This is a genomic window from Streptomyces sp. NPDC055254 (genome assembly GCF_053606025.1).
Genome location: NZ_JBSGQV010000017.1, coordinates 1 through 26,171 on the forward strand (window position 1 = coordinate 1; position 26,171 = coordinate 26,171).

At 69.3% G+C, this 26,171-nt stretch carries 27 protein-coding genes and 2 pseudogenes; 16 read left to right on the forward strand and 13 right to left on the reverse strand.

What is annotated here, in order from left to right; all coding sequences use genetic code 11:
• Positions 1 to 441 precede the first annotated feature (441 nt).
• The gene (locus tag ACWFQ8_RS18105) at positions 442 to 666 is read left to right on the forward strand and encodes a hypothetical protein (protein WP_453787232.1); all 225 of its coding nucleotides are present in this window, start codon (positions 442 to 444) and stop codon (positions 664 to 666) included.
• Between the two features lie 83 nt (positions 667 to 749).
• Here ACWFQ8_RS18105 and ACWFQ8_RS18110 read toward each other — a convergent pair whose 3' ends face one another.
• Both ACWFQ8_RS18110 and ACWFQ8_RS18115 read right to left on the reverse strand, forming a co-directional pair.
• On the reverse strand, positions 750 to 1,715 hold the full coding sequence (locus ACWFQ8_RS18110; RefSeq protein ID WP_453787233.1) for a ricin-type beta-trefoil lectin domain protein: 966 nt from the start codon (positions 1,713 to 1,715) through the stop codon (positions 750 to 752).
• A gap of 163 nt (positions 1,716 to 1,878) precedes the next feature.
• Positions 1,879 to 2,190 (reverse strand): CAP domain-containing protein, encoded by a 312-nt coding sequence (locus ACWFQ8_RS18115; RefSeq protein ID WP_453787234.1) that lies wholly within the window; start codon positions 2,188 to 2,190, stop codon positions 1,879 to 1,881.
• A 615-nt stretch (positions 2,191 to 2,805) separates the two neighbouring features.
• Between ACWFQ8_RS18115 and ACWFQ8_RS18120 the strand changes: the two genes are divergently transcribed.
• The 6 genes from ACWFQ8_RS18120 (at position 2,806) to ACWFQ8_RS18145 (ending at position 9,362) form a co-directional block, all read left to right on the forward strand.
• Positions 2,806 to 4,407: a sigma-70 family RNA polymerase sigma factor gene (locus ACWFQ8_RS18120; RefSeq protein WP_453787235.1), complete on the forward strand. Its 1,602-nt coding sequence runs from the start codon at positions 2,806 to 2,808 to the stop codon at positions 4,405 to 4,407.
• A 933-nt stretch (positions 4,408 to 5,340) separates the two neighbouring features.
• Entirely contained in the window at positions 5,341 to 5,673 is a 333-nt protein-coding gene (locus ACWFQ8_RS18125) for a hypothetical protein (RefSeq protein WP_453787236.1), read from the forward strand.
• Positions 5,674 to 6,571: 898 nt separating this feature from the next.
• Positions 6,572 to 6,907: a hypothetical protein gene (locus tag ACWFQ8_RS18130; RefSeq protein ID WP_453787237.1), complete on the forward strand. Its 336-nt coding sequence runs from the start codon at positions 6,572 to 6,574 to the stop codon at positions 6,905 to 6,907.
• An 809-nt stretch (positions 6,908 to 7,716) separates the two neighbouring features.
• Entirely contained in the window at positions 7,717 to 8,175 is a 459-nt protein-coding gene (locus ACWFQ8_RS18135) for a hypothetical protein (protein WP_453787238.1), read from the forward strand.
• A gap of 441 nt (positions 8,176 to 8,616) precedes the next feature.
• On the forward strand, positions 8,617 to 8,913 hold the full coding sequence (locus tag ACWFQ8_RS18140; RefSeq protein ID WP_453787355.1) for a DDE-type integrase/transposase/recombinase: 297 nt from the start codon (positions 8,617 to 8,619) through the stop codon (positions 8,911 to 8,913).
• A 59-nt stretch (positions 8,914 to 8,972) separates the two neighbouring features.
• Entirely contained in the window at positions 8,973 to 9,362 is a 390-nt protein-coding gene (locus tag ACWFQ8_RS18145; RefSeq protein ID WP_453787239.1) for an IS3 family transposase, read from the forward strand.
• A gap of 44 nt (positions 9,363 to 9,406) precedes the next feature.
• Here ACWFQ8_RS18145 and ACWFQ8_RS18150 read toward each other — a convergent pair whose 3' ends face one another.
• Positions 9,407 to 10,303 carry a hypothetical protein gene (locus ACWFQ8_RS18150; RefSeq protein ID WP_453787240.1) on the reverse strand — a complete coding sequence of 299 codons (897 nt, stop codon included), beginning with the start codon at positions 10,301 to 10,303 and terminating at the stop codon, positions 9,407 to 9,409.
• Between the two features lie 514 nt (positions 10,304 to 10,817).
• Here ACWFQ8_RS18150 and ACWFQ8_RS18155 point away from each other — a divergent pair.
• Positions 10,818 to 11,165, forward strand: a complete 348-nt coding sequence (locus ACWFQ8_RS18155; RefSeq protein ID WP_453787241.1) for a hypothetical protein — start codon at positions 10,818 to 10,820, stop codon at positions 11,163 to 11,165.
• Between the two features lie 263 nt (positions 11,166 to 11,428).
• Here the strand turns inward: ACWFQ8_RS18155 and ACWFQ8_RS18160 are convergent, their stop codons facing one another.
• The 3 genes from ACWFQ8_RS18160 to ACWFQ8_RS18170 all read right to left on the reverse strand — a co-directional run bounded on the left by ACWFQ8_RS18160 (position 11,429) and on the right by ACWFQ8_RS18170 (position 12,587).
• Positions 11,429 to 11,563 (reverse strand): hypothetical protein, encoded by a 135-nt coding sequence (locus ACWFQ8_RS18160; RefSeq protein WP_453787242.1) that lies wholly within the window; start codon positions 11,561 to 11,563, stop codon positions 11,429 to 11,431.
• Positions 11,564 to 11,579: 16 nt separating this feature from the next.
• Positions 11,580 to 11,969 (reverse strand): peptidase inhibitor family I36 protein, encoded by a 390-nt coding sequence (locus ACWFQ8_RS18165; protein WP_453787243.1) that lies wholly within the window; start codon positions 11,967 to 11,969, stop codon positions 11,580 to 11,582.
• A gap of 489 nt (positions 11,970 to 12,458) precedes the next feature.
• Positions 12,459 to 12,587 (reverse strand): hypothetical protein, encoded by a 129-nt coding sequence (locus tag ACWFQ8_RS18170; protein WP_453787244.1) that lies wholly within the window; start codon positions 12,585 to 12,587, stop codon positions 12,459 to 12,461.
• A 421-nt stretch (positions 12,588 to 13,008) separates the two neighbouring features.
• Between ACWFQ8_RS18170 and ACWFQ8_RS18175 the strand changes: the two genes are divergently transcribed.
• Positions 13,009 to 13,476, forward strand: coding sequence for a cupin domain-containing protein (locus ACWFQ8_RS18175; RefSeq protein ID WP_453787245.1), 468 nt, complete (start codon positions 13,009 to 13,011; stop codon positions 13,474 to 13,476).
• Between the two features lie 464 nt (positions 13,477 to 13,940).
• Here the strand turns inward: ACWFQ8_RS18175 and ACWFQ8_RS18180 are convergent, their stop codons facing one another.
• Positions 13,941 to 14,216 (reverse strand): hypothetical protein, encoded by a 276-nt coding sequence (locus ACWFQ8_RS18180; RefSeq protein ID WP_453787246.1) that lies wholly within the window; start codon positions 14,214 to 14,216, stop codon positions 13,941 to 13,943.
• 193 nt (positions 14,217 to 14,409) lie between these two features.
• Between ACWFQ8_RS18180 and ACWFQ8_RS18185 the strand changes: the two genes are divergently transcribed.
• Positions 14,410 to 15,066 carry a hypothetical protein gene (locus ACWFQ8_RS18185; RefSeq protein ID WP_453787247.1) on the forward strand — a complete coding sequence of 219 codons (657 nt, stop codon included), beginning with the start codon at positions 14,410 to 14,412 and terminating at the stop codon, positions 15,064 to 15,066.
• A 48-nt stretch (positions 15,067 to 15,114) separates the two neighbouring features.
• On the opposite strand, the pseudogene ACWFQ8_RS18190 reads toward ACWFQ8_RS18185, so the two are convergent.
• Positions 15,115 to 16,232: pseudogene (locus ACWFQ8_RS18190) on the reverse strand (IS630 family transposase).
• A 74-nt stretch (positions 16,233 to 16,306) separates the two neighbouring features.
• Positions 16,307 to 16,864, reverse strand: coding sequence for a TetR/AcrR family transcriptional regulator (locus tag ACWFQ8_RS18195; RefSeq protein ID WP_453787248.1), 558 nt, complete (start codon positions 16,862 to 16,864; stop codon positions 16,307 to 16,309).
• Positions 16,865 to 16,955: 91 nt separating this feature from the next.
• On the opposite strand from ACWFQ8_RS18195, the gene ACWFQ8_RS18200 reads away from it, so the two are divergent.
• From ACWFQ8_RS18200 to ACWFQ8_RS18215, 4 genes are all read left to right on the forward strand, one after another.
• Positions 16,956 to 17,558 carry a DUF2867 domain-containing protein gene (locus ACWFQ8_RS18200; protein ID WP_453787249.1) on the forward strand — a complete coding sequence of 201 codons (603 nt, stop codon included), beginning with the start codon at positions 16,956 to 16,958 and terminating at the stop codon, positions 17,556 to 17,558.
• A 959-nt stretch (positions 17,559 to 18,517) separates the two neighbouring features.
• On the forward strand, positions 18,518 to 20,632 hold the full coding sequence (tap, locus tag ACWFQ8_RS18205; RefSeq protein WP_453787250.1) for a telomere-associated protein Tap: 2,115 nt from the start codon (positions 18,518 to 18,520) through the stop codon (positions 20,630 to 20,632).
• A gap of 5 nt (positions 20,633 to 20,637) precedes the next feature.
• Positions 20,638 to 21,192, forward strand: a complete 555-nt coding sequence (tpg, locus tag ACWFQ8_RS18210; RefSeq protein ID WP_453787251.1) for a telomere-protecting terminal protein Tpg — start codon at positions 20,638 to 20,640, stop codon at positions 21,190 to 21,192.
• A gap of 458 nt (positions 21,193 to 21,650) precedes the next feature.
• Entirely contained in the window at positions 21,651 to 21,866 is a 216-nt protein-coding gene (locus tag ACWFQ8_RS18215; protein ID WP_453787252.1) for a hypothetical protein, read from the forward strand.
• Between the two features lie 149 nt (positions 21,867 to 22,015).
• On the opposite strand, the gene ACWFQ8_RS18220 is transcribed toward ACWFQ8_RS18215, so the two are convergent.
• The 4 genes from ACWFQ8_RS18220 to ACWFQ8_RS18235 all read right to left on the reverse strand — a co-directional run bounded on the left by ACWFQ8_RS18220 (position 22,016) and on the right by ACWFQ8_RS18235 (position 25,563).
• Positions 22,016 to 22,945 (reverse strand): S8 family peptidase, encoded by a 930-nt coding sequence (locus ACWFQ8_RS18220; protein ID WP_453787253.1) that lies wholly within the window; start codon positions 22,943 to 22,945, stop codon positions 22,016 to 22,018.
• 175 nt (positions 22,946 to 23,120) lie between these two features.
• The gene (locus ACWFQ8_RS18225) at positions 23,121 to 23,813 is read right to left on the reverse strand and encodes a hypothetical protein (protein WP_453787254.1); all 693 of its coding nucleotides are present in this window, start codon (positions 23,811 to 23,813) and stop codon (positions 23,121 to 23,123) included.
• A gap of 448 nt (positions 23,814 to 24,261) precedes the next feature.
• Complete coding sequence (locus ACWFQ8_RS18230) at positions 24,262 to 24,888, reverse strand: hypothetical protein (RefSeq protein ID WP_453787255.1); 627 nt, start codon at positions 24,886 to 24,888, stop codon at positions 24,262 to 24,264.
• A 216-nt stretch (positions 24,889 to 25,104) separates the two neighbouring features.
• Positions 25,105 to 25,563, reverse strand: coding sequence for a hypothetical protein (locus ACWFQ8_RS18235; protein WP_453787256.1), 459 nt, complete (start codon positions 25,561 to 25,563; stop codon positions 25,105 to 25,107).
• 166 nt (positions 25,564 to 25,729) lie between these two features.
• Between ACWFQ8_RS18235 and ACWFQ8_RS18240 the strand changes: the two are divergent.
• Together ACWFQ8_RS18240 and ACWFQ8_RS18245 are read left to right on the forward strand one after the other, a co-directional pair.
• A pseudogene (locus ACWFQ8_RS18240) lies at positions 25,730 to 25,888 on the forward strand (IS110 family transposase); the annotation flags it as partial.
• Complete coding sequence (locus ACWFQ8_RS18245; RefSeq protein WP_453787361.1) at positions 25,887 to 26,042, forward strand: hypothetical protein; 156 nt, start codon at positions 25,887 to 25,889, stop codon at positions 26,040 to 26,042. The pseudogene ACWFQ8_RS18240 and the gene ACWFQ8_RS18245, both read left to right, overlap by 2 nt.
• Positions 26,043 to 26,171 lie beyond the last annotated feature (129 nt).

A 26,171-nucleotide genomic window follows, 5' to 3' on the forward strand; every position in this document is an offset into this window, starting at 1 on the left:
CCCGCCCGGCCCCCGGCAGAGCCCATTCAACCGTGAGCGCGTTCGCCTACGGGCTCCTGATTTCCGTATCCGGCTGCCGTCTCGATGGCGTGGTCGGCTGGTCCGCGTAGCGGCGGCGTAGGTGGGCTACCAGTACGACTCGGTGTCGGAGTGGAACGCCGGCGCGGCCCGCCATGATGCGTTTCTGGAGCTTCACGTCGGTAATGCGGCCCTCGTTCGGGTACCACCACGTACACGGCCCTGGACCAGATAGCCCGTGCGGGACGGGGCCGGCGTGGTGGAGTGCACCGTCTGCGGGAGGCGGTGGATCGCGGAGGTGGACCGGCGGTCGAACGCGATCGAACGCTTTCTTGCAGGCCGGTCGGGCCGTAGGGACAGCGAAAACCATGACAGCCAGCAACCAACCTGCTGGCCACACCACAACATCCGCTTGGTCACCCCATGACAGCGACCACAACCCCGTCCTGCACCCGCTACCAGGACATCCACTCCACGATCCCGCTGGCACCCACCCGCTGCCACCCCACCGCCCACTCACACCTGGCCCCGGCACTGGACGCGACGGCGGTCCTGGCGGCGGCGCAGTGGTGCACGTGGGCCTTGACGCAATTTCTCCGCGGCGATGAGTTCCGCGAAGTGCCCCAGAACAGGCCGCGCAGGGTGTGACGCCGGCGGCCCCAGTTGCTCGCCAGCGGGTCAAGCTGTCATCTGTGTCCGGGCAGCGAAGTGCCGACCTTTCCGTGAGCCTGTCAGTGACGGGGAGCAGACGCACGCCAGTCCTGGTTGCCGCCGCCGCCGCAGTCCCACAGCTGTATCAGGGTTCCGGGTCCGGTCCCTGCGTTCAAGGCGTCCAGGCAGAGAGTTCCTTGCTGAATGCTGCCGTCCCCGGTGATCGTCCAGCGCTGGTCCTGGCCGGCGTTGCATTCCTCGGCGACGACGAGAGCACCGCGAGACTCGCCGCTGGATGCCCCGGCGCACAGGCCGGTCGCGGTCCGCAGCTCGTGGGTGCTGCCGTAGGTGAACAGCTGGGTGGCTCGACTGTCGCAGCCGGCAAGGTGCAGTCGTGTGTTGGAAGCATCCAGGCAGAGCGCCGACGCAGCACCTACGTAAGCGAGTTTCTGGGGGCTGCTGGAGACATCAGGCGCAGCGCTGTGCCGCCGTGCAGCCGTCTTGGTGGGCGTCGGAGCGGAAGCGGAGGGTGATTCACTGGCCCTTGAGGTGGGAAGGTCCGCTGCTGTACTTGCCCCCACGCTTCCGTTGAGCCTCAGGGTGAGAGGCTCCACAGGCGAGCGCACGACACCCGAAGGCATCCCGACATCGGCTCGCTGCTCGTCGTCGCCGAAGACCAGCATGGCGCCCGTCAAGGCAGCAGCGCTCACGCCGGCCACTAGCGCCGTGCGGATTCGGCGGTCAAGTGCCGATCTCCGGTGGGCGGATCCCCTTTGCCCGGCCACCAGTTCCGTTCGGTCCGCGAGGCCACTGGAATCGTGGCCTCTCTGGGCGGTCGGATCCAACGGGACCTGCTTATCCGCAAAGGCGGCTATCCAGGATTCGTCGAGCGGAGCCGGTGCGGTGGGATGGAAGACATTGGGCAGGGGCGCTCCTGCCACTGGGCCGGTAGCGGGAGAGGAGCGCCGTGCTTCGCTGGCCGTGTCTCCACCGTTACGGGCATCGCTGTTCGCGGACGGATTTCGCGGGCTGCTCTCTGCGGTCATTGCTCCTGATTTCCTTGTGCATGATGCGGCGACCACGGTGTCGGCAAAAGGGTGGCGTGCCTGCCGTACGGCCGAAGAAGCTCTGGGCCCCGCTGCCAGAAGGCAGCGGCGTTCTCCTGTCACTCGTCGACCAGGAAGTTCCTGCCGACTCCTTGTTGCGATATCACGTGTCGATGTTGATGGCGGCGAAGATCGCGGTGCCTTCGGCGTTGGTGACTATGGCAGGACCGGCATTGCGGGAGCCTGGGTAGGTCAAGGCTTTTCTGTGGCCGGGACTGTTGAACCAGGCTTCGATGATCCGCTCGGGTGGGGTACCGGTCCCTCCCTTGAAGAGGACCTCATGGCCGCAGTGTTCGAGGTTCGCCTGCTGCGCGTTCTTCTGCACGCAGGTACGGGCGGCCCGGGCCAGGCTGTCGCTCCGCTCGACCTCGGGCAGCCCGAGCCCACGGCGCCGTTCGTTGAGCAGCGTCAGCAAACGGCCCTCCGCTGACTGATCGGCCGCCGACCGGGAAGGCGCCGGCGCCGCCGACCGGGAAGGCGCGGGCGCCACTGTCGTCGGAGGGCGGCTGGGTGAAGGCTTCGGTATCGAGGATGCTTTCGACGGCTTCGCAATCGGCTCCGGCTCCTGAGCCGCCGCCGTCGACTGCGCCGGAGAACCCACTACGAGCGAAGGGCGTGCGGCGACCGGCGCAGCCGATCCCTGGGCGGCTTCCGCCTTGTTGCCGCCGCCTCCCCATCCTGGGTCATCGTCCAAGGCAGCGCACCCGGCCAGGCAGAGGGCGACGGCGGCCGGGACGAGCCATGCGGCATTGACGGTGGAGAAGCGAGCGGTCTTGGGTTGACGTCGGCGGTTGCGGGGGCGGTCTGGCGCACGGTGGCGTGTCATGCGTACTTCCAACTGGTGAGAGGACCACTGCCGTGGTGAGCGGCAGCGGTTTCTGAAAGACCTGTCGTCCTTCAGGAGCCTCACGGCGAGCGACCATCTCACCCCGTTACGGATCTGTTATGCACATCTGTTTATCTGAGCAGGCGACGGCCCCTGCGCACGGGTGTCGCTTCGCAGCACTGGCGTACGACAACCGGAGACTTCGTGTTCCCCCGCTCCAGCGACCCCACCGACCTGTCTGATGAAGAGCTCACGGCCATGATCCGTGCCTCCCACCGCGAGGATGTAGCCCGTGACGACCGGCCAGCGGATCGGAGCGTGCAGGATGACACGGCACGAGCGCTGTCCGAGCTCTACCGACGCCACCGTGCGGCCGTTCTCGCGTACGCACGGCGCTTCGCCAGTGCACACACACCCGACGATCTTGCGTCAGAGGCATTCACGCGCACCCTGCACGCGGTGCGGCAAGGTGCCGGCCCCACCGGATCCTGGCGTCCGTACCTGTGTGTCGTCGTGCGCAACACCGCCGCCCAGGACGCGAAGGCGCAGCGTGCGCACGTACCGCTCGCGGACTTCGAAGCCTGGAGCGAGTCCCTGCCCGACACCACGGAACCTGAACGGACTCTGCTCCGCAACGAGGAGACACGCCTGCTGATACGCAGCTTCCGTTCCCTGCCGGAGCACTGGCAGGCGGTTCTCTGGCACCGGCTGGTCGATGAACGTGCGACCGCAGAGGTGGCCCCGTTGCTGGGGATGACACCCAGCGGCGTCTCCACACTGCTCGCCCGCGCCCAGGAGGGGTTGCGCACGGCCTACCTCCAGGCGCACATACGTGAGGGCGGCGACGCGGAGTGCCGGCACTATGCGGGCCTGATGGGTTCGGCAGCGCGAAACCGAGGCAAGCGCCATCGCGGTCTGATGCGCCACCTGGACGGTTGTGACCGGTGCTCGACAGCATTCGCAGACATCGAGCACCTCAACGCCCGTCTCAGAGCACTGGCTCCCTTCGCCCTGTTGTTCGGTTGGGGCAGTGCCGACCTCTCCGGCTCCACGGCCAGTGGCTCCAGCAGCACCGCGACAAAGGCGTCGGGCGGCTCCATTGCCCCCGGCGCGGGGTGGATGGCGGCGCACCCCTGGCTGCTGAGTCTCGCGGCAGCAGCCACCATGGGTGCCGCCACAGCCGCTTCCGTCATCGCCTTCACCGGTTCCGGCCTCACCACAGCCACGAATCCCAAGGCCGCCCCGCCTTCTGCCGTCTCGCCCACCACGCCGCCGAATGCCGGTGCGCTGTCCCCGGTGCAGTCGACGGCGGCGGCTCAGGAGCCGGAGCCGATTGCGAAGCCGTCGAAAGCATCCTCGATACCGAAGCCTTCACCCAGCCGCCCTCCGACGACAGTGGCGCCCGCGCCCTCCCGGTCGGCGGCGCCCGCGCCTTCCCGGTCGGCGGCGCCGGCGCCTGCCCGGTCGGCGGCCGATCAGTCAGCGGAGGGCCGTTTGCTGACGCTGCTCAACGAACGGCGCCGTGGGCTCGGGCTGCCCGAGGTCGAGCGGAGCGACAGCCTGGCCCGGGCCGCCCGTACCTGCGTGCAGAAGAACGCGCAGCAGGCGAACCTCGAACACTGCGGCCATGAGGTCCTCTTCAAGGGAGGGACCGGTACCCCACCCGAGCGGATCATCGAAGCCTGGTTCAACAGTCCCGGCCACAGAAAAGCCTTGACCTACCCAGGCTCCCGCAATGCCGGTCCTGCCATAGTCACCAACGCCGAAGGCACCGCGATCTTCGCCGCCATCAACATCGACACGTAGCGAGTTGCGTTGACCGCCGTCAGGCGGACACGGCGCACGGGTAGCCGCTCACCAGAGCCACCGGTCCACGAGGCTGCCCTCACCACGGCTACCCCGGGGCGGGCCCCCGGAGCGCGGCGCGCCGGGCAAGGTGCCGGCGTGCAGAACTCGTAACTGAAAGCGTCACGGGTGCAGCCGCCGCCGGGAGCTAGGAGGCGGCCGCTCGCACTCGGAGGGCTTTTACGGAAGTCGGCGGAGCGAGGGTGCGCTGCCGCAGGATCGATGCCCTTGAACGTCCAGCATCGCCGACACCCTACGACAAGATCGGCAATGAGACCGCTGGCCCTTCCACCCTACTTTCGGGTACCACTGCGGCCCAGGAGTGATGCCGACATGCCTTGCCCTACCGGCGATCAGCGGCCGCGGATCGCGGTGTTCGGTGCGGGCAGCATCGGCTGCGCGGCGGAACAGCGTCGGCCAGGCGCAGAATCCGTGGCGCGAGCACGGGCCGGGACGAGGGCCGAGCCGGACGGACTCCTGCCGCGGCGAACGCCGCCAGCGCCTCCTCCGGGCACAGCGCGAGGCACGTCCGGTACGGACGCGCGCCCAGCTGTTCCCGCTGGGTGAGGGTCCAGTCCACCAGCGACGACAGGTACTGCCCGTCGCTCATGCCGTTGCTTCTCTGTAGCCCCGGATGCGGTTGGTGACCCAGTTCAGATCGCGTACGGGCGGCGCCGCCCGCGTCTGGTGGCCGGGGGGTGAGGAGAGCTCGCCGTGCCGGGCGGCGGGGGTCCCCGGGGTAGCGGGTGCCGCCGTCATGCGACTGGACGGCCAGGCCGGCGTTGCATCCGCAGGACATGGAGGCATGGTCCCAGCGACGCAGCATCCCGGGCACGCCCAGTCGGGCGGGCTGCTTCGGCATCAGGGAACGGTCGTACAGTCGTTTGCGATGGGGTGGATCTTGAAGCGGACGCCGCACGGCAGGGTGTGGTGTCGGGGCCGGATGTCACCCGGTTGCCTCGCTCCCGTGTCCCTGAGGCGGTGGTGAACGTTACGGCGGACATGAGTACCACGAAGCGCACATTTGCAGCCGTGATCCTGACGGGCGCTGCCCTGGCAACTACAGGAACCGCTCAGGCCAGTGCCGCCGAAGCGCAGAACCTTGCCAACGTCGCCCCGGTCGTCGTTGACACGCTCCACGACACCATCGAAGACCCGTTCGGGCAGGTGCACAACACTGCGGCGGGCCTCCTCCGAGGCGTCCTCGGACAGAAGGTGGTGGGCTGACCTCTCCAGCTAGTCCTTTTCGGCTCGCCTGGGCCGGACCCGATTGCTCGCACCTGGCGTTGATGTAGTGGGTCGTCCAGAGCATCAGGGTGTCCGGCACCGGGCCCAGTGTGCCGAGAGTCCACCGGTCCCTGTCCCGGCGTCGCGGGGCGTCCGGGGCCGGCGGTCCCCTTTGGGCAGGGGTCACCGGGCGGCGGCCGGCTGAAGCCCCTCCTGCGACACCCCGGGGGGAGACGGAAAAGCAGGCGGCCATCACCGTTTACCACGACAAGGTATGGCGCATTGTGCGGGGGCGGGGGGCCACAAGGCCTACACCGGAATGTGCGGCGCCTTGGCCGGGATCCCGTTCTGGAGAGACCTCACACCCTCGCCCAGTGGGAACCGGGACGGCATGGCTCTGACCGTCCACCACGGCAGAATGCGGATCTTCATGTGCTCAACCGCGGTGTCCTGCGCGCGGCAATCTGCTGGGCGAACCGGCCGCCGCCTCCCACGACAAAGCTGCACGTGATGCACCACTGCTGGGCCCTGCCCAGGGAACTCGCTTGCCTCGGCAACCGTGCGCGACGCCGGGGCCAGTGTGTGGACGAACGGGGAGCGTGGACGCAGGGACAAGGGCGGCATCGAAGGGGAGGCAGGTTCGGGACCGCGCGGCCTTCGAGCATCCGGGAAGCCGGCCGGCGCCCGCGGTACCACGTGTGCCCCCGGCGGCCGCGGGCGGGCGGTGGGGCAGGCTGCACGTGGTGGGGCCAAGAACCAGGGCGGCCTCCGCGCGGGCGGAGGTCTCCCAGGCCACGCCGTAGGCGTGTCGCACTCAAAAGGGCACGAATCTCACATAGCGTCCACGTTTGTAATTCCATCCAAAGGATGGCAGTGACTCTGAGGAAGAGGAGATGCCGTGCGCAAGCTTCGCAAGGTTGCCCTGGTAACTGCCATGGTCGGAGGTATCAGCATCTTCGGTGCCGGTGTCGCTTCCGCCCACGGCGACAGGGAGACGGGCCAGCCCGGCAACGCAATCGTCTGCAATCAGCAGTCCGAGGTCACACAGGTGACGTACCAGAACGGCCTCATCAACGGCCCGCTCCTCGGTAGCGGCCCGGCGACCGCAACGTCTCCCCAGCAGATCTGCAGCGGGAGGGACAGCCGCGGCCTGAATGGAGCCTCCGCCACGACCGGCGGCCTCCTCAGCGGCCTCGCCTCCACCGTCAGCAGTGTTCTGCCCGGCGTCCTGTAACGACCCGGCACACCCGACCCGGGGTCGCGGCCCGGTTGAACGATGCGACTCCAAGAACGGCCCCGGGGACGTCGAGGCTGACCGCCCGGGGCCCGTGGTGCACAGAGCGCGGAGGTGATGTCCGGCGGCGCCCTGAGGTAGGGCGTGTCTACGAGACCGGTCGCCCGTCGCGCTCTGGTCACCTCTTCGCGAATTGAGGCGTGTTGCAGCCAAAGGGTTGCAAACCTCGCTGGCTATGCCGCTATCTGACGTGCCATCCATCACGGATGGCAGCAACTCGGATGACAAGGCGATGTAGTGCGCAAGCTTCACCGGGCTGCTCTGGTAGCTGCCATGATCGGAAGCGCCAGCGTGTTCGGAGCCGGCAGCGCCTTCGTCCACGCCTACGGCAGCGGGGACACGGGCCCGGCGCAAACGTGTTCGAGTGCAATCAGCGCTCTGAAGTCACCCACCTGACGCTCCAGAACGGCCTCCTCAATAGCCCGCTCCTCGGCAGCGGCCCGGCGAGAGCGACCGCCGCCCAGCAGATCTGCAGCGGCAGGGGCAGGGGCAGGGGCAGGGGCAGGGGCAGCGTAAATGGCGCCTCCGCCCAGCCGGGGCCCGTCGTCGGAACCATCCCCACCCCCACGCCCCCGCCCAGCGGCGAAGTGGTGTTCACCTCCGACGGAACCTTCACCGCACCCGCGGGCGTCACGTCCGTCACCGCCCGAGTCTGGGGCGCGGGAGGCGGAGGCGGCGGAGCCGGCGGAGGGAGCGCCGTCTCGAACCCCGGGTCCGGTGGGGGCGGAGGCGGGGCCGGCGGCTTCGCCATGTTCACCGTGGCGGTGACACCGGGAACCGTCTACACGGTCGACACGGGCGAAGGCGGAGCAGGCGGCGCAGGCGGCGCAGGCGGCGGAAACAACACGGACGGCGCAGACGGGGAGCCTGGAGACGGTGGGGCCTGCTCGCTACCCGATGCCACCGCCCTGGCCAGCGCCACCGGCGGGCAAGGCGGCGGCGGAAGCGAAGACGGCGATCAGCTTGCTCCTCCCCCGTGGGCCGGCGGCGCAGGCGGCACCGGAATGTGCTCAGCAGCCGGTACGACCCTGCCCGGCGGCGACGGCTCCCCCGGCATCGGCGCCACCGGCGGCGCGGGCGGCGTACCCGCCCAACCCGCGCCCGACAGCCGTGCCACAGGCGGCGACGGCGGAAACGCCGGCGCATTTGCCCAGGCCGACAACCCCAGAGAAGCTGGCGGCGACTCCTACATCGTCATCTCATACTGACGCCTCTTCCCGGACGGTATCGACAACAGCCGCGCCGGGCTGTGGTCCGGGAGAGCCTGCACCGGTTGGACCCGTGTCCCGGATCTCTCTCGGGGCGGCGACGACGTAGGCGCCGTTGTCGGCGCCCCGACCGTTTCGGGAGTTTCGCCATCGCCACCCTCGCCGCCGGGGTGGCACGGTCGGGCCACTCGGGCGCCGATCTCTCTTCTTTGAGCGGAGCCCAGAAGCTCGCGGCATTGTCGGAGCCTGATGCGGTCAGGGTGCGGGCTCGATGCCTGCGAACCGATCCCTGCCACTCCTGGCGCGCCTGTGAAATCGCCCGCGGTATCGGACTGGACGACGCCCAAGGACTACGCGCGGAACTGGGACGCCGGGTCCGCGAAGGAATCCTCCGCCGCACCGTTCACACGCCGGAACCCGAAGGCCACCCTGGCCCCGGACCTGGTCAATAGGGACTTCACCGCACCGGCTCCGAACCGGTTGTGGGTCACCGACCTCACCATGATCTCCACCGGTGAAGGGCCCCTGTGGCTCTCGGCTGTCCGCGACGCCTCCTCCCGCCGGGTGGTCGCCTGGGAGACCTCCGCCCGCGCGGACGCCGCCCTGGTGCTGACCGCCCTGGAGTACGCCCTCGCGTCCCGTGAGGTCGAGCCCGGGCCAGCTGATTCATCATGCGGACCACGGCTGTCAATATACGTCGGTCAAGCTCACAACTCGGGTGCTGCGAGCTGGAGTTGAAGCATCCATGGGGCTCGGTCGGCGATTCGTACGATAACGCTCTCGCGGAGAACCTCTGGATGCTCATCAAAACCGAGGGCCTCCGGGACCGGACCTTCACCACCCGGGCTGAGGCGAACCTCGCGCTCTTCGAGTACGTCGATGGCTTCTATAACTCCCGTCGCATCCAGGAACGGCTCGGCTTCCTCAGCCCGATCGAGTTCGAGGAGGAGTACTACGCCGACCAGGCGACGGTCGAACCAGCGAACCCTGAACACCCGTCAACCCCTATTGACCAGCTGATCAGCAACTTCCGAGCAACGGGGAACCTCACACAGCCAGGCCCCGGGGACCATGGCTGGCCCCCCGGGCCCGTAGCGTGTCCGGCTTCGGGTCAGCTCTCGTCGTCCGTCGGGTCAGTGAGCCAGTGGAACGGTTCAGACCTGGAGGTTGGAGCTGACCTCTACTGACTTCGGCTCTTCGGGGTGAATCTTTGGGAAGTCCCGGAGGGACGTCAGTATGAGATGACGACGTAGGAGTCGCCGCCCTGCTCTCCAGAACCGCCGGGGGCGCCGAGGCCACCTCCGGCATTGCCGCCGTCGCCGCCTGCGGCACGGCCGTCCGGTGCGGGCTGGGCGGGCAGGCCGCCCTGGCCGCCGGCGTCGAGGATGCCGGGGGCACCGTCGCCGCCATTCTGGATCGTGCCGGCTCCTGAGCACGTTCCGGTGCCGCCCTCGCCGCCGGCCCCGGGGACGATTCCCCCAGGACCACCACCTACGCCACCGCCGCCGCCTCCCTGCCCGCCGGTGGCGCTGGCCAGGACGGTGGCATCGGGTGCGAGCAGGGCAGCAGCCTCTCCCGATTCGCCGTTACCGCCCGACGTGCCGACGGCACCAGGTGCACCGCCTTCGCCGCCGTCTCCGCCTTCGCCTGTGTCGACCGTGTAGACGGTGCCCGGTGTCACCGGCACGGTGCACGAGACGTAGCCGCCGGCTCCGCCGCCTCCGCCTCCCGCGCCCCAGACTCGGGCGGTCACGGACGTGACGCCCGCGGGCGCGGTGAAGGTTCCGTCGGAGGTGAACACCACTTCGCCGCTGGGCGGGGGCGTGGGCGTGGGGGCGGGTGTGGTTGCAACGACGGGGCCCGACTGGGCGGAAGCGCCATTCACGCCGACGCTGTCCCTGCCGCTGCAGATCTGCTGGGCAGCGGCCGCACTCGCCGGGCCGCTACCGAGGAGCGGGCCATTGAGGAGGCCGTTCTGGAACGTCACGTGAGTGATCTTGGAGCGCTGATCGCACTCAACCACGTCCGTGGCACTGCCATAGGCGTGGACGAAGGCACCACCAGCCCCCAACACACTGACGCTGCCGACCACGGCAGCTACCAGAGCAGCCCGGTGAAACTTGCGCACAACATCTCCCTGTCATCCGATCTATTGCCATCCCCGAGGGACGGAACGGCAGATAGCGGACATTAGCCAGATATACTGCCCCTTGACCGCAACACGCCGCAGGTTGCGAAGAGGTAGCCAGAGCACGACGGGCGACCGGCCCCGTAAGCCCGCCCTACCTCAGGGCGCCGGGCATCACCCCACCGCCTTGGCTCCGGCAGGCAGTGCTTCATCCACGGGGACGCGTTCTCCCGGACCTGCAAGATCCAGGTCTCTCCGGTGTCCAGGGTCCGGGGGCAAGGCCCGGGTCAAGGCTCGTGCTGCGGATGGCGGTTCGGGTGGCGCCGATGGGGTGGTTGATGTGCGGGGTGCGGTGTGTCCTCGTCGGTGGCGGGTGGGGAAACGCAGGCTGTCAGCGGCATTGATCTATGCCGTTGTCGTTCGATGGGCTTGCTGTCGCAGCCTGTCGGAACCTGCCAGGAATAGGGTGATTGACGTGGTACTCACTGTGCGAAGCAGTGCGGCAAGGACCGCGGTGCTCCTTGCGAGCAGCGCCGTCGTGGTCGGCATGATGGGAGCGCCTGCGTACGCGGGGGCGGCAAGCGGGACGGAGACCATCAACAAGAGTCACCAGGAGGTGCTCATCTACGACCAGGTGGACGAGGGCGTCGATGTGCTGGAGCCTTCGGAGGAGACAGTCCTCGATGCGGACACGCACACGTTCATCAACCTGTCCACGGAACGGGCGTGCACCATTTCGGACCTGAGCGCCTTCAAGCACCTGATCGTGGCGGACTGGGGCAACAAAGCCGACGGCCCGGTGGTGAAGGTCATCGGGGTGGATGCCCAGGGCCATGGCAAGCAGGTCTGCGGCGCCTTCTGATTCATGAGTACCGGCAGAGGGTACTGACCACCGCCCCGGGTACAGCCCCCGAGGGCGGCGGCCAAGGCGAACCGTCCGACTACTCGACCGCAAGTCTCCGCCTTCCAACCCTTCTCCGCAGGCCATGGAACGCCCCATTCGGCGAGCTGGGCACGCGTCCACCCGCCCTTGGGCGTGCGGGCGGCGTCGATCTCTTCAGGTGACGGCAGTACAGACGTGTGGGATCAACGAACGGCAGGACGTAGGTGTCACCCGCCGACCGGTCAGGGTGTGTCGCCGGACCAGTCCCCGCGGCGCCGCTCGCCGGGGCGCAGGTCGTACAGAGCTCGGCCGCCGGGGCCGAACTGCCCGATCTCGGTCATCGGCGCGGCGCCGGTCTGGATCTCGTCCCGGCACACGCACCGGAGGTCGATGTCAGCCCGGGCAGGAGCCGGCGCAGAGGGAGCCGATGGTGTAGGTCCCCGCGAGATTTCCCCTGTTGCCGGCGGTGGTGCTGCCGATCCGATTCGTGTAGTTGACGCTGTGGTAGTAGTGGAACCTGCTACCGGTGCGGTTGTAGACGGACCGGGTGTTCGTGCCGGCTCGCATCCATGAACACTGGGAACGGGTGTCGGTGGAACTCTGGGACCACTGGCATTTCTGTCCGCCCCCGTCCCTCTCCGAGTAGAAGCAGATCCAGCCGGACGCGCAGTTGTCGTAGCCGCTGATCGAGACGTCGTCGGCCTGGGCCGCGGGCGCGAGTGCGAGCGCTGCACCGACGAGTCCGGTCGTTACGGCCAGGCTGAACTTTGTCCGACGGTTCATTACCCCTCCTTCGACTGAGGCGAGATTGCCGTGGCGGCCCGCACCGTCGAGGCTCGGGCTGCCACCGAGAAGTCTGGTGGGTACACCAATTGAGCGGCTACGGATGAATCAGCCAGTTCGTTGAACTTCGTGCGCCATAAGGCATGTTCGAGGCTCTTCGTGCCATCAGAGCCGGAACTCCCCATGTGAGCGGTTTGTCGTCCACCGATTCCTGAGGGGCCGTTCGTACGAGCCGGATCGGTAGTGCTCCACCTGGCACCGGGGTCAATCGGTGGTGCCACAAACGCGGGGGGAGAGGTGTCAGGTGCTCGTGAGCTCGGACGATGGCCCGTCGAGGAGGCTGGGCCGGCTGGTTGTCGGACGAGAGCACGATCATGGCTGAACCTGAAGGAGGTCTTGCCCGTCGTCGACTGCGGACCGTGAATCCCAGGAGCCAGCCCCTGGACCCCGCCGCGCCTAGGCCGCGGTGGACCGGCCATTGCGTGGGGGCTACTGCCTCCACCAGACGGAGTCGCTGAACCCGGCCAGCTCCGTCGCGGCGGCGAGTGGCCCAGGCTCCGCGTCCAGCTCCGGTCCCGGTGCCGGCATGTCGATGAGCCTCATGCCGAATCCGGCCATGGGAGCCATGCTGAAAGAAGGACCTTCTCATGGGACGGAACAGGCTGTGACCTGGCCGTTGGCGCGCATCGGCTGGGAGGCGCCCGCCCCCGACAGCTCCCGCAGGACGGTTCTACGGCGCGACAACTCACGGATCTGTCCGGCATCGGCTCTTGGGGCGCGGGCGGCCAGCGCAACGCACCAGGATGCTGCCGGGCGCCTGCCATAGGAGCAATTCACTGAACGCATCGGCCGTGTCCCAGCGGATGCCGGTGTACACCCGCAGAACCCGACTTCACTGGTGCCAGTCGCGAGGGTTCCGATGGCGTTCGAGTGCACCGACGGTTCGAAGCCGACGATGGACCGCCCACGGTCGTGGGCAGGCTCTTTCGTCAGGCGACGCCGCCGCCTAATTCAGCAGCTTTTGTCGAAAGGACGACCGATGAGCATGCCCTATCTCGCCCAGGCCGAGCAGCAGGAGACTCTTGAATGGCTTCACGGCGGCACCTTCTCGGTCCTGCTCGACGGACGGGCGACCGACGGTCAGCTCACCGTGGGCCGCTTCCGCGTCACGAAGGGAGAGGCCCCACCGTTCCACCTGCACACCCGGGAGGACGAGGTCTTCCTCCTCATCCAGGGCTCCGCGCTGCTGTGGGTGGGCGACGAGCAGAGGGAACTTTCTGAAGGAGGCATCGTCTACCTGCCCCGCAATGTTCCCCACGGCTACCGCATCACGTCCGACACCGCGGACCTCCTCCTGATCACAACGCCGTCGGGAATCGAGGGCATGTTCCGCCACGCGGGACGTGACGTCACCACTGACCGGCCCGAGGGCTTCGAAATTTCAAGCGACGTGCTCGCCGAAGCCGCCGACCTCTACGGCCAGGTGATCGTCGGACCGCCGCGCTGAGGCTGTCGTGCGCTGCTGCCAGGCGCCACCCCGCCACCCGTGAGGGGTCTGATCAAGCCGCACCCCAGGAGCCTGTGCTCCCACGACCGAGCGTCTTGGTGAGCAACTGCGTTCCCGGGGAGAGTCCTGGAAGTCACCTACGTCCGACTTCGCAACCCTGCGGACCGGTGGGTCAACAACGACCTCAACGACCTGCACTTCCTCACGTGTGCGGCTGGGTACGCCGACTACGTCGTCGCCGAGAAGAAGACCCGACACCTCCTGCAGGCAGCCCACCGTTCTCTGCCCGCCCCACGCGCCCGCATCCACCTCAACCCCTGTGGCCTGGGCAGCGAGGGTCCCGGAAGGATGCGGCACTGTGCTGTTCAGGAGGGTCCCACCTTCGGTCACATCCTCGGCCCCCCGCTGAAAGCAATCCCCCAAGCAACGGTCCAGCCTCCTCCCGGTGCACCCCGGTCCCGGCTCTACGCGTGCCTCAGCGCGCCGCACACCGGCCCTACGCCGCGTCGCGCCAGGATGGGGCCCCGTAGGTCCGAGCCCTCGGGTGACGGGAGCAGAACATTGATCAACGTGGACGTCCAGCATGCGGCAGCTCGATTCTGATCAGTGCCACTGGGGAGCTCGACGAGGGTGCGGGAGAGGTGCTCCAGCGCGCGCTGGACCACGTGATCATGGACGAGCGCGATCTCCTGGTGGACCTGCACGCTGTTGCGGCCATGGACGTCGACGGGTTGCTCCACCCTCCTGCACCTGCACCTGCACCGGCGCGTCGAGCGTATGCGCCTACGGGTGCTGGTCGTGCCGTGCCGGGCGCCGCGACCCGGTGAACCTTTCCGGTCACAGCACGTGCTGTGACCGCGAACCTTCACCGGGCTGCTGGGCCGGTGATCAAAAAGGAGGGGTGGCTCCCTCCGGTCGCGGTACGGTCCTGCCATGTCCCGATCAGCCGATATTGCCCTCTCTCAGCCCCCCGTCACCGCGGACGACCTCGACCTTGCCGTGCAACTCGCCGTGGCAGGCCTTCGCGAGGCGCCCCCAGCCGCGTGGGAAGGCAAGGCCGGTTCGCTGGAATGGGACTGCTGGGAAACCGTTGAGCACCTCAGCGACGACCTCTTCTCCTACGCTGCGCAACTGGGCCCCAAAACACCGCCCTTGAATGGTGAGGTTCCCTTCGTATGGGAGAGCCGACGTCCCGGCGGCCCAGCGAACGCCATTCACGCGGACCGCAAGGCGGGGCCCGTCGGCCTGCTGCAGGTCCTGGAAGCGAGCGGCGCGCTGCTGGTCGCCATGGTGCGCACGACGCCCTCGCAGACCCGCGCTCACCACGTCTTCGGCGTCTCGGACCCCGAGGGCTTTGCCGCGATGGGGATCGTGGAGACCCTGGTGCACACGCACGACCTGGCACAAGGGCTCGGTCTCGCATGGAGCCCGCCTGCCGATCTGTGCTCTCGGGTGCTCGCTCGGCTGTTTCCGGACGCACCGTCGTCCACGGATCCCTGGCCCACCCTCTTGTGGGCCACCGGACGCGCCGAACTACCCGGACACCCCCGTCTCACCACATGGCGCTGGGACGGCGCACCCCGGGCATAGGCTCAGGCGTCTCCGCCGCAGAGGAGAGGTTCGGTCGGGGGTGCCTCGTCAGGCTGCTGCTGAGATCGGTCGGCCACCCCAGCGGATGCCTTCTCGCTTCGGATGCGGGCACGTTCCTTACGCTCGGCGGCCAGGACGTCGCGGTGACGGGCGTTGGCGTTGCGCCAGCGCAGGTAGGCGTGCAAGGCCCGGGTCTTCACGGTGTGGTTGGGGTGGTTGGAGTTGGCGATGGTGAACTGCCTCAGCGGTCCGAAGTGCGCCTCGATGGGGTTCGCCCACGAGGCGTAGGTCGGGGTGAAGCACAACTCGACCTTGTTCTTCCTCGCCCGGCGCCGGATGTCGGCGCCCTTGTGGGCGGACAGGTTGTCCATGATCACGTAGATCGGTGCTCTGTCGGGCCGTGCGGCGCGGATCGACTTCAGCGCGGCCAACGTGTTTCCGGTGCCCTTCTTGCGGCGGTTGACGCCCCACAGGCGGTCGTCGCCGACCGAGTAGCAGCCGTGGAAATACCGGACTCCGTGGGTGCGGTGGTAGGTGCCGGCACCCGGTCGGGGTGCTTGCGTTCGGCCCGGCCCGAGCCTGCGGTGGGCCGGATTCCGAGCGGTCCGAACTCGTCGAAGGCAACCACCCGGTCCGGCAAGCGGTCAAGGACCTCCTCGGTCCGGTCCGGCTTCGCCTCGCGGTCAGGGTCGGGGATTCCTTCCATGTCTTGGTGCGCTGGAAGCTGACACGGCGGCGGGCGGGCAGGCCGCGTAACGCCTCGCGGCCGATACGGATCGCCCGGCCGTGGACTTTCCGCAGTAGGCGACGAGTTCGCGCAGCGACCAGCGGGTGAAAGGCTGGCCGAGCTTGGTGGGGCGGGCGGTGGCCGTCTGGACGACGAAATCCTCGTCGTCACGACTGAGCAGGCGGGGACGGCCTCCCGCCCACCGAGGATCCAGGCAGGCCAGGCCGATCTCATTGAACCGGTGGATCACATCGCGCACGGTGTCCTTGTCGGCCTGCACCAGCTGGGCGATCACCGGCACCCGGTTCCCGCCGGCCGAGGCCAACAACATCATCGCGCGCCGGTAGCGCACCGAGTTGGTGCTGCCCCGGCGCACGATCTGCTGCAGCCGCTGCCCTTCCTGGTCAGTCAGTCTGCGCACACGGACAGGCTCGGCCACCGCGGCTTCCAGCGGCGGATCGGACGTCACCGCACATCCAACCGCCACTCCGGCGAACCTATGCGGTCAGAGCACTAGCTCAGCAGCCGGTCCCGGGTCAGTTCCATCACCTCGGCCCGGCTGCGGCTGCCGTGGTCGGCGGCGATGAAGTACTCGCCGATCCGTAGCGAGAAGGCGACCATGCAGCGGATCTCCACCTCGTCCTCGTCAGGGCAGAACGCGCTGAACAGCGAGCGCAGGTAGTCCATACGGCGGTTGTCGACGCGTCGCAGCCGCTCCGCGACGGCCGCGTCGCGCCGGGCCCAGTCGCGGACCGCCAGCTCGGCCGCCACGCCCATCGTCGGCCCTTCGGCGGCCGAGGCGATCGTGAACAACCGCTCCAGCTTGGCCCTGGGCTCGCCCCCCTCGCTCTCCACCTGTTCGATCACGGCTTCGGCCACCGCGCGCTCCCAGGTGTCGAGCATCTCGTCGAGCAGCGCGTCCCGGTTGCGGAAGTACCCGTAGAAACCGCCCTTGCTGACCCCGAGCGCCTGCGCCAGCGGTTCGATCCGGACAGCCTCGGGGCCACCGGCGGCGAGCGCCCGCAGGCCCTCCTCGATCCACTTGCCGCGTGGTGTGCGGGTCACGCCCACGATGTTCCTCCCTCACGTCCACTCGTCTATACGGCAGCGTATAGACGAGTGCTAGCCTTCTATACGGCATCGTATAGATAGGAGCCCGCTCGTGAGACTTCCGGTTTCCGCGCACACCTCCCGCCCCTGGCGGATCCACGAGATCACCGGTGACTTCCACGTCGAGGACGTCTGGGAGCTGCCCACGCCGGGCGGCCCCGACGATCTCGCCCTGCTCGTCGCCCAGTTCGCGAACGGTGAGGGGGACCCCGTGCCCTCTCCCGTGGGGCGGGCGCTCTTCGCCCTCCGCTGGAAGCTCGGCGCCCTGCTCGGCTGGGACACGCCCGCCGGCGGTCTCGACGGCCGGGTGGCGACCCTGCGCGACCGCCTCCCGGCGGACCTGCGCGAGGGCCCGCGGGGGCCGGACACCCAGTCCGTGCCGTTCACGTCCGTCTTCCTGACGCATGACGAGTGGGCGGCGGAGATGGCCAACCGGACCATGCACGGGGTGATGCACATCAGCTGGGTCCCGGACGGGGCCGGCGGCTACCGCGGACAGATGGCGGTACTGGTGAAACCGAATGGGCGACTCGGCGCCCTGTACATGCTGGGGATCAAGCCGTTCCGCTACCTGGGCGTCTACCCCGCTCTGATCCGCGGCATCGGCCGCGAGTGGCGGGCGGGCGCCGCCGCACGCCGGGCGGGTGCTGCCTAGGCCGTCTCTTCCGGATCTTGCCTGACCCGCGCCACGCACCTCGCCGCGTTGTCGGGGCGCCCGCGTACGTTCAGTACACGGGCCCCCTCCGCCTTGCGATACACGGCACCTGGCTGCGTAGGTCACAACCGAGAGCATTTGTCATCGGTTTCCAAAACCACTTCCCGATCCCGGCCGTGTGCGATGTCGGTGAGAAGTAACAGCGCCGGAGCGAGGCCCGGAGTCCAGACGTGGCGGCCGCGACGCGCGCCATCCGGGAAAGGAACCAAGCTTCGTCATTTCCTCCGCCAGTGCAATCACTTGATCTTGCCTGTGGCCGGGGCGGGGTGTGCGGCAAGGAAGGTGCTCGGCCATCTCGACCAGGAGCGCGGCCAGCCGTTCGGGCAGCGGCACGGCGATATCGCGGACGACGGACAGGTGCGCGGTCCAGTCCGCGAGCGGTCCCGCGAGGTCGACGTCCGCTTCGTACAGGAGTTGGTCGCCGATCGTGTCCCAGCCAGGGGGTACTGGGCGGCGCTGCGCCATCCGCATGCGCACACGGCCCGGAGGGCCTCGGCGCGCGGGCGGCGGGCACGGCCGTCGTATGCGGACCAGTGCGTGGTCGACGGCACGTTCGGACCGCTCCCGACGTCGGAGTACACCGGGGCTGGTTCGCGGCCGCCGACGAGTGCACCCGCCGACACCGGCGTGCGCGTCCCCGAAATCCACCGTCCACCAGTCCCAGTCCACCCGCACACCGCCCTCTCCCACGTCCCTGCCGACAGACCGACCGGATCCCGTCTGCGACCCTGCCCCACCCGCGTCACCCGCCGCCGCGGTCTCGCCCACACCCAGGCCCAACAACCCGTGCAGTTGGGTACCGCGCCCCGCGGCACATCCCGAAAACACAACACCCGCACAGGGTTAAATTCAAGACTCAGGCGGGGTTAATTTTGCTAGGGTTCGGGGTGGAGGTGTCTATGCCGAGCCAGGAAGAACTGTTCGACGCGGTGGACGCACTGCTGGAGGGCGAGCCGCGGTTGCCGTCTCCGGCGGAGCGGGCGCGGCTGCGTGAGGCGGCCGGTGTTACACAGGCCCGGCTCGCGGCCGCGTTGAAGTCGACACCGCAGACGGTGAAGAACTGGGAGAACGGCCGCTCCGAGCCGCGCCCGCCGCGGCTGCAGGCCTATCTGCGGCTACTGGATGGCTGGGCCGAGCGGTACCCCGCTCCGGCCACCTCTAAGTCCACAACCGAATCCGCGCCCGTACCCGCTCCGGCTGCGGTTCCGGAGGCGTTCACCGGCCCCGTGGAGCAACCCGCCAAGCCCGCCACCGCCGCTGCACCGGATCCAGTCGCAAAGGCGCCGCTGGAGGCGGGCGGGCCGTCGGCGACGTCGCGCCGCCCGGCGAGGAAGGCCGCCGCGCAGCCGGCCGTCGACTCACGGTTCCCGCACGGCCCGCTCGTGGTCCTGGACGGCGACAGCTCTGCCTACGGCGTGGACGGGATCGTGCTGGACTGCCCGGCCACCACCATCCCGAGGCTGGTGGAGTGGACGCTGAAGGAGTCCGGGCTCGGTGCGCCGCGCCTGAACCGCAACGGCAAGGACAGTGATCCGCTGGTCGTCCTCACCGCAGCGGCCGCCGTGAAGCTCGGCCTGCCCGAGCAGTTGGAGGGCCACGAGCAGCGTCGCTCCCTGCGTCTGGAGGACGACCACCCGGTCATCAAGCAGATCGCCAAGGCGAAGTGGAAGCTCACCAAGCGCGGCTTCGGACCGTGGGCGCGGATCTACCGGCCGGCGCAGGCCGGACAGCGGCAGTGCGTGCAGCTCGCGGTCCTGTCGTGGGACGCGCTCGACGCCCGGGCCTGGCCCGGGGTCGCGGGTATGGAGCCTGCCGAGGTCGCCCGGGTGCTGGGTACGTACGCGGCCCGGGTGATCACCCCGCGCGGCTCCACCGCCACCTCCGGGCTGGAGTTGATGACCGCGCTGCGCCCGCCGACCCGCGCCGTGAAGAACGAGACCACGGGCGGGTGGGAGTCCGCCTACAACCCGGGCTCGCTCGGCAGTGAGCCGATGGACCCCGCGCCGCCGGAGGCCCCCGCCGAACACCCCGCCGCGCAGGGCTGGACCGGCGGCTTCCTGGACGAGGAGGCCTACCAGTGGGTGCGCGAGGTGGACCTGCTCACCGACGAGGAGTGCCTGCTGCCGTACGCGGTCGGCCTGGATCTGAACACCGCGTTCCTCGCCGCGGCCGCGCGTCTGGTCGTCGGCCTGTCCGCACCCGACCACTTCCGCCGCCCGACCTTCAACAAGAAGATCCCTGGCTCCTGGCTCGTGGACCTCTCGCACATCGAGCTGGACCCGCGCCTGCCGTCGCCGTTCACCCCGACCGGGCAGCGGCCGACGGGGCCGGCCTGGTACCAGACCCACACCCTCACTTACGCCCAGGAACTCGGCCACGACGTCGCCCCGATCGAGGCGTTCCTGCGCCGGGAGACTGGCGCCTACCTGGATCCGTGGCACGACCGCCTCAAGACCGCCTACGTCGACACACTCGCCGACCTGGGCGTGACCACCGAGCTGGACGACCGGCAGTTCCTCGCCGCGATGGAGCACCACAAGGACGTGGATCCCGGCATGGCGGCTGTGCTGGCGGCGATCAAGGCCACTGTCAAGGGCGGCATCGGCAAACTCCGTGAACGCCCCCAGGGACGCCACTACCGAGACGGAGAGCGGTGGCCGGCTCTGGAGCGGCCGACCTGGCGCCCCGACATCCGGGCCGCAGTCATCTCCAAGGCCCGGGTCAACATGCACCGCAAGATGGCCAACACCGCGAAGGCCACCGGGCAGTATCCGCTCGGCGTCCTCTCCGACTGCGTCGTCTACGCCAGCCCCGGACCCTCCCCGCTCGACTTCCTGCCCTACACCACCTCCGGCAAGCCGCTCCCCGGTGCCTTCCGCCTCGGGACGACCCCGGGCCTCGCGAAGGTCGAAGGCGTCCAGGAGATGGCGTGGGCCGTCGACCTCATGGAGAAGGGCCTCAACCCCGCCCGCCACATCAAGGGCGGCGACGCCGTCACCGACGAAGGAGAATAGAAGCCGTGGGGGACATCGACGACGCCCTGGAGCGCGCGGGTCGCGAGACGTTCACGCGGGAGCCGCCCAAGACGCTGAAGGGCCGCATCAACTTCCTGATGGGCAAGCTGAAGACCACCAGTGCCGTGGCCGCCGAGCTCGGCGTCAGCCAGCGCTCCGTCGAGCGCTACCGCACCGGCGAACGCAAGACCCCGCCCAAGGCGATCACCGACCGCATCGACGCTGCCGTGCGCGCACGCTGGCAGCCCAAGGTCCGCGACCGCCGCCGCAAGGAAGCCGCCACCCGCACCGGTATCACCGTCGAGACCCGCGCCCGCTTCGGATACACCGCACCCATCGGCACCACCGACGACGGCCGCATGCGACGCCTCACCGTCCACCTCCCCCCGGCCTACGCACAGCGCCTCTTCGACGCCCAGCAGCACGGCGCCCCGGACCCGGAACTGCGCGCGATCGTCGCCGAAGGCCTCCAGAACATCTACTTCAAAGACGGCGGCACCCGCGCCGACCACCTCGAAGTCGAATTCACCGACATCGACTACATCGACGTGTCGTTCTAAGCGATCACGTCCACCGGCGACGGTCACCGTGCTGGTGACCACCGCCGCCGTTGCCTACCCGGGGCAGGGGTGCTCAGGGTCGAGGACTCCGTCCCCCACCTCACCCAGTAGATCCGCAGCTACGGCTGCGGCCGCCCAGACGGCCCAGGCGCAGGCTCCTACAACCGATCCCGCCGCCGGGGTGCCACTCCAACGCCGGCCCCACGGCGTCGGCGTGCTCCTGGCACCAGGAACGGGGACAACGCCGCTGCAGTCGTGGCGCTTGCACATGCACCCCTCACCCAGCCCGGCATAGGCGACGCCATGGCGCACCAGCCCGCCCACCGGCCTTGACGCGGCGGTGCCGCGCAGGCCGGCCAGGCCAGCGTGAGGCGCAGGCCTCCCGATCCCGACCGGAACCGGTCGATCACCCGTCCCTCGCCCAGGACGGCCACGGGCGACGTCCCGGGCGCGGCCAAGTGCTTCACGGTCAGCCCGAACGTGCCTGCGGACAGGGCGGCGAGCGCGTCGCCGTCCTCGTCGGTGAACCAGCCCGACAACCGGTCCTCGTCGTCGGCGTCGTCGGCCAGGAGCAGATGCGGGTCCTCCAGCGGAACTGGCGCGTACCGCCCCCTGCTCCGGCGACGACCAGGACGGCGGACGGCGCCTCCGTGGGTACGGCGATCTTGCCGTGAGCCAGCAGCCAGGAGACGACCGCGGACGCGGTTACCCAGCCGGCGCAGCGGCAGCGCACTGCCAGGTGCCCGCCAGGACGCGCCCGCGGCTCCCGCCGCCGGAACCGGGGGTAGGAGCCGCTACAAGGGGGCTGACCGGCGAGGGACGTCTAGGGGGAGACGTCGTTGAAGAGCAGCAGGTTGGGGGTCGCGGCCGGCAGGCCCGTCACGGCGTTCTTCGTTGCCGCGGAAGCGATCTTCTGGCGGAGCTGGTCGGGGGCCGGGGATCCGGCGGAAAGGAAGGTCGCCGCGATGCCGGCGGCGTGGGCGGCAGCCATCGCGGTCCCCGACCTGGTGGCGGTCGTACCGGCAGCGCCGGTCCCAGTGGAGACGATGTCCTTGCCGGGGCCCAGTACGTCGACGCACTTGCCGAAGTTGGAGCCGTCAAGGAGCCGGTCGTCCAGTGTTGTGGCGGCTACCGTCACCGCGTTCGGCGCGCTGGCCGGGGACTCGGTACAGGCGTCGCTGCCGTGGCCTCCGGAGGGGACGACCACAAGGACACCCTTGTGGTGGGCGTCCTGCACCGCGTTGTTCAGGGCTGGGATTACTCGCCGCGCGGAGCTGGCGATGAGGATGACGTTGCCCTTCGTTCCCTTCTTGTCATTGACAGCCCAGTTGATGGCGGAGATGAGGCCTGTGACGCTGGAGGTGTTGTCGCAGTCGGCGACCTTCACGGCGACGAGACTGGCCTTTTTCGCCACGCCGTAGGTTTTCGCGCCCACGGTGCCGGCCAGGTGGGTACCCAGGCCGTTGCAGTCCCCGTCGCTGCTGCCGGCGAACCTCTTCCCGAAACGGGCCCGACCCTCGAACTCCGGGTTCGTGACATCGATACCCGTACTGAGGACGTACACGGTAACCCCCTCGCCCGCGCTGCCGAGGAACCTGTACGTCCACGGCCCGGCCCCCACAGGCGCGCGCTGTGAAACCCGCGCCAGACCCCACGTCGCGCCCTCCTGCTCACCCGCCCAGATGCTTCCCACCGCGCACATCGTCAAGGCGAGGGCTCCAGCAGCCCCACGGCCCCACGTCCTTCGTGCCATCACATCTCCTCGCAGATGGGAGCGGCGAGGGCGAGAACGGCGACTGCACGCCCAGTGGTCTTCATACCGGGTGAACGATCTTGGTCTGATGAAGGCACGGCCTCGGGTCCGGCGAGCAGTGCGAAGGTGCGACACGATCGATGAGTTCCGGAGCCACCGGCCGCTGCGGCCATGACTACCTGCCCACCAGGCGGCCAAGGGACAGGCCCGTGCAACGGACCCCGCCTCCGGGGTGCCACTCCATTGCCGGCGAGGTGGCCCCGTGGTCCGGGCGCCAGGACAGGGGGAATGATGCCGCCGCAGTCGTACCGCCTGCACACGCACTCCTCCCCCGGGCCGGCGTACGCCATCCCGTGGCGGACCACCCCGGACGTGCCCGTGGTGGCGGTGCCGCGCTGGCCGGCCGGCCGGCCAGGTCAGCGTGAGGCGCAGGCTTCTCCGATCCCGACCGGAACCGGTCGATCACGCGTGCCTCGCCGAGGACGGCCAGGGGCGGCGCTCCGGGCGCGGCCAAGTGCTTGACGGTCAGTCCGAACGTGCCTGCGGACAGGGCGGCGAGCGCGTCGCCGTCCTCGTCGGTGAACCAGCCCGACAACCGGTCCTCGTCGTCGGCGTCGTCGGCCAGGAGCAGGTGGGGGTCCTCCAGCCGGAACTGGCGCGTACCGCCCCCTGCTCCGGCGACGACCAGGACGGCGGACGGCGCCTCCGTGGGTACGGCGATGTCGCCGTGGGCCAGCAGCCAGGCGACGACCGCGGACCGGTCGAACTCCGGGCTCGTCTCCGTACCGCCCACCGACGCCGGGAAGCCGACGTGCCGGCGGCGCCAGTTCGCCGCCGCGGCCCGGCCCACACCGGCGATCCGCCCCACCTCGCCAGCAGCACCCGGTCCTCGCCCGGGACGACCGGAGTGAGGGCGGCGAAAATGCCCCCACCGGACGGTGAGGGGATCGCGCGCGGCGGGACGGACACTCAAGATGCGCGAGGCCGCTGGGTCAGGCCGGCTCGCAGACACCGCCTGGTGCGTGCCCTGACCGGCCCGCGTCTACCCCAGGAGCTTGCCCACATTGATGTTCATGCCCTGGAGCTGCGCAAATTGTGATGCGCCTGGCAGACCCAGCGAGATCGGACCGACGCTCAGACCTGTGTCAGCGCTGGCCGGCACGGCGAGAGCACCAAGGACCACCAGAGTTGCGAGAACGACAGCGGCAAGACGACGCATGACGGCCTTCCGTGTAGTGCAGTCGGATTGCTCGCAGAACTTCCCGGCTTTCCCTCCCAACATTCCGCATGTCACCTATCTGCTCCTACGCCGCCCCTCAGGAGGTGATCCCCCACGCCCCGACGACCTGCCCGGTACCCCGGGCCCCGGGCTGGCCCGAACCGGCGGACAACAGGTATCGGCCGAAGGGCTCGCTCCCGGGCCGGCCCGGACCCGCATCACCCCAAGGCGAAGGCTGGGCGGTCCACTTGGCCGGCTCCAGGGTGGTGGGCTTGGTGCCGTCCTCGAACGCGGCGTCGAAGGACATCAGCCACGATGCGAGCAGCCCGGCTGATCGCACCTGGAGAACGCTCAAGGGGGTCACGTCGATGTCGGGCAGCTTCAGGGTGATCTTGCCGAGCTGAGGATGGACGGCTTCCACGGTGAAGGCGAGGATCCGGAGGCGCACGAAGTCAACGCCGCCAGCGAGGACTTTGACCACCCGGCTGCCGGTCCAGTGCAACGGTGCGGGGGCGGCTGTGAGGTCTTGCCCGTTCAGGGTCAGGGTCGCCGGACCCGACAGGGCGACGGTCTGCCCGATCGCCGGCAGGTCTCGTGCGGCGCCGGGGACGGCGGTCATGGAACGTGCGCCCGGAGCCAGGACACCGACTCCCGCGACGGCGAGAGCGTTGCGCAGGAGATGCCGGCGGCTGAACCAAGGGGCAGGAGAGCGAGGAGACGTCATAGGCAAGATCGTCCGGTTCGCTGCCTCGGTTCGCTTCCGGGCCCCCCGCGTCGCACAGGGCAGCGCCCCCGGCAGCACCCGGGAAGCCGGCACCCGCGCCTTCGAACTCCTCGAACACGGCTGGACGGCAACCCGGCGCGGTGCCTGACGGGGTCGTGCGTGGGACGGCGTACTCGGCCCCGCGGCAGCGCCGCGGGGTGAGTACGCGTCACGCACTCAGCAGGTGATGGTGACCTCGTGGGCCACCGGGTTGGCCGGGCGGGGGAACGAGGCCGCGCCGAAGGTGCCGCGGATGGTGGAGCCGCACGGGACGGTGGTGACCAGGCCGTGCACCTCGAGGTTCGACAAGGTGAAGATGACCGACTTGGTCTGGGTGCTGGGCGCGGCGCCGCTGCCGACGACCTCTGCGGACAGGGTCGTGATCAGTTCCTTCGGGGCGGGCGCCGGGCTGCCATGGGAGGGCGGGCCGGCGAAGCCGACCGTGCCGTAGAACTCGACGGTGTTACCGGTGACCGCGGCACACACCCGCGTGGACAGGCTTGCCTGGAGACCCGAGTGGCCGCAGGAAGTGACGGTCGCGACGGAGTCGGCCGACTGCGCGGTGGCGCCGGCCGGGGTGATCGTGAGAACGGCCAGACCTGCGGTGCCGGCGGCGAGCAGAGCTAAGCGGTTCATGGTGGTCCTCCTTGAGATGAAGCACCGTCCAGGGATTCCCGGATGGCGTGCATGACATGTGATATTTCACATGTCATCAGAACGCAAGTTGATCAAGGCCTGAACTCGTCCCGTCCGCCTTGTGACCATCTCGCCCCCGTGCACGGCGACTTGGGCCCGCGCCCCGCTGCGGGAGCTGTTCGACGGGCTCCAGGCCGAGCACGGAACGGTGCTGGTGGTCGTCGACCAGCCTGCTTCCATCGGGGCCCTGCCGCTGGCGGTCGCCCGTAACGCGGGCTTCCAGGTCGCCTGTTCGCCCGGACTCACGATGCGACGGATCGCCGATGGCGGTCGATCTCCAGCCGCAGTACCGGCACCCCGGCCACCGCGGCCCGCACCACCAGGTCGGCCCGCTGCACGAAACTGCTGCCGAGCCGGTGGACGATTCCGGTCTGGAAGCCGAGCCGCCGGCCAGGGACACGACGTGGATATGCCGGTGAAGACGGTCAGGCCCATCAGCATGCGGCCGGTGCCCGCAGCGACGGTGCCGGGCACAAGGTCTCCTGCCGGGGCCATCTTCAATGGTCGCACCGGGCAGGGTTGGTGGCTCGGAGGGCAGCTTGGGGTCG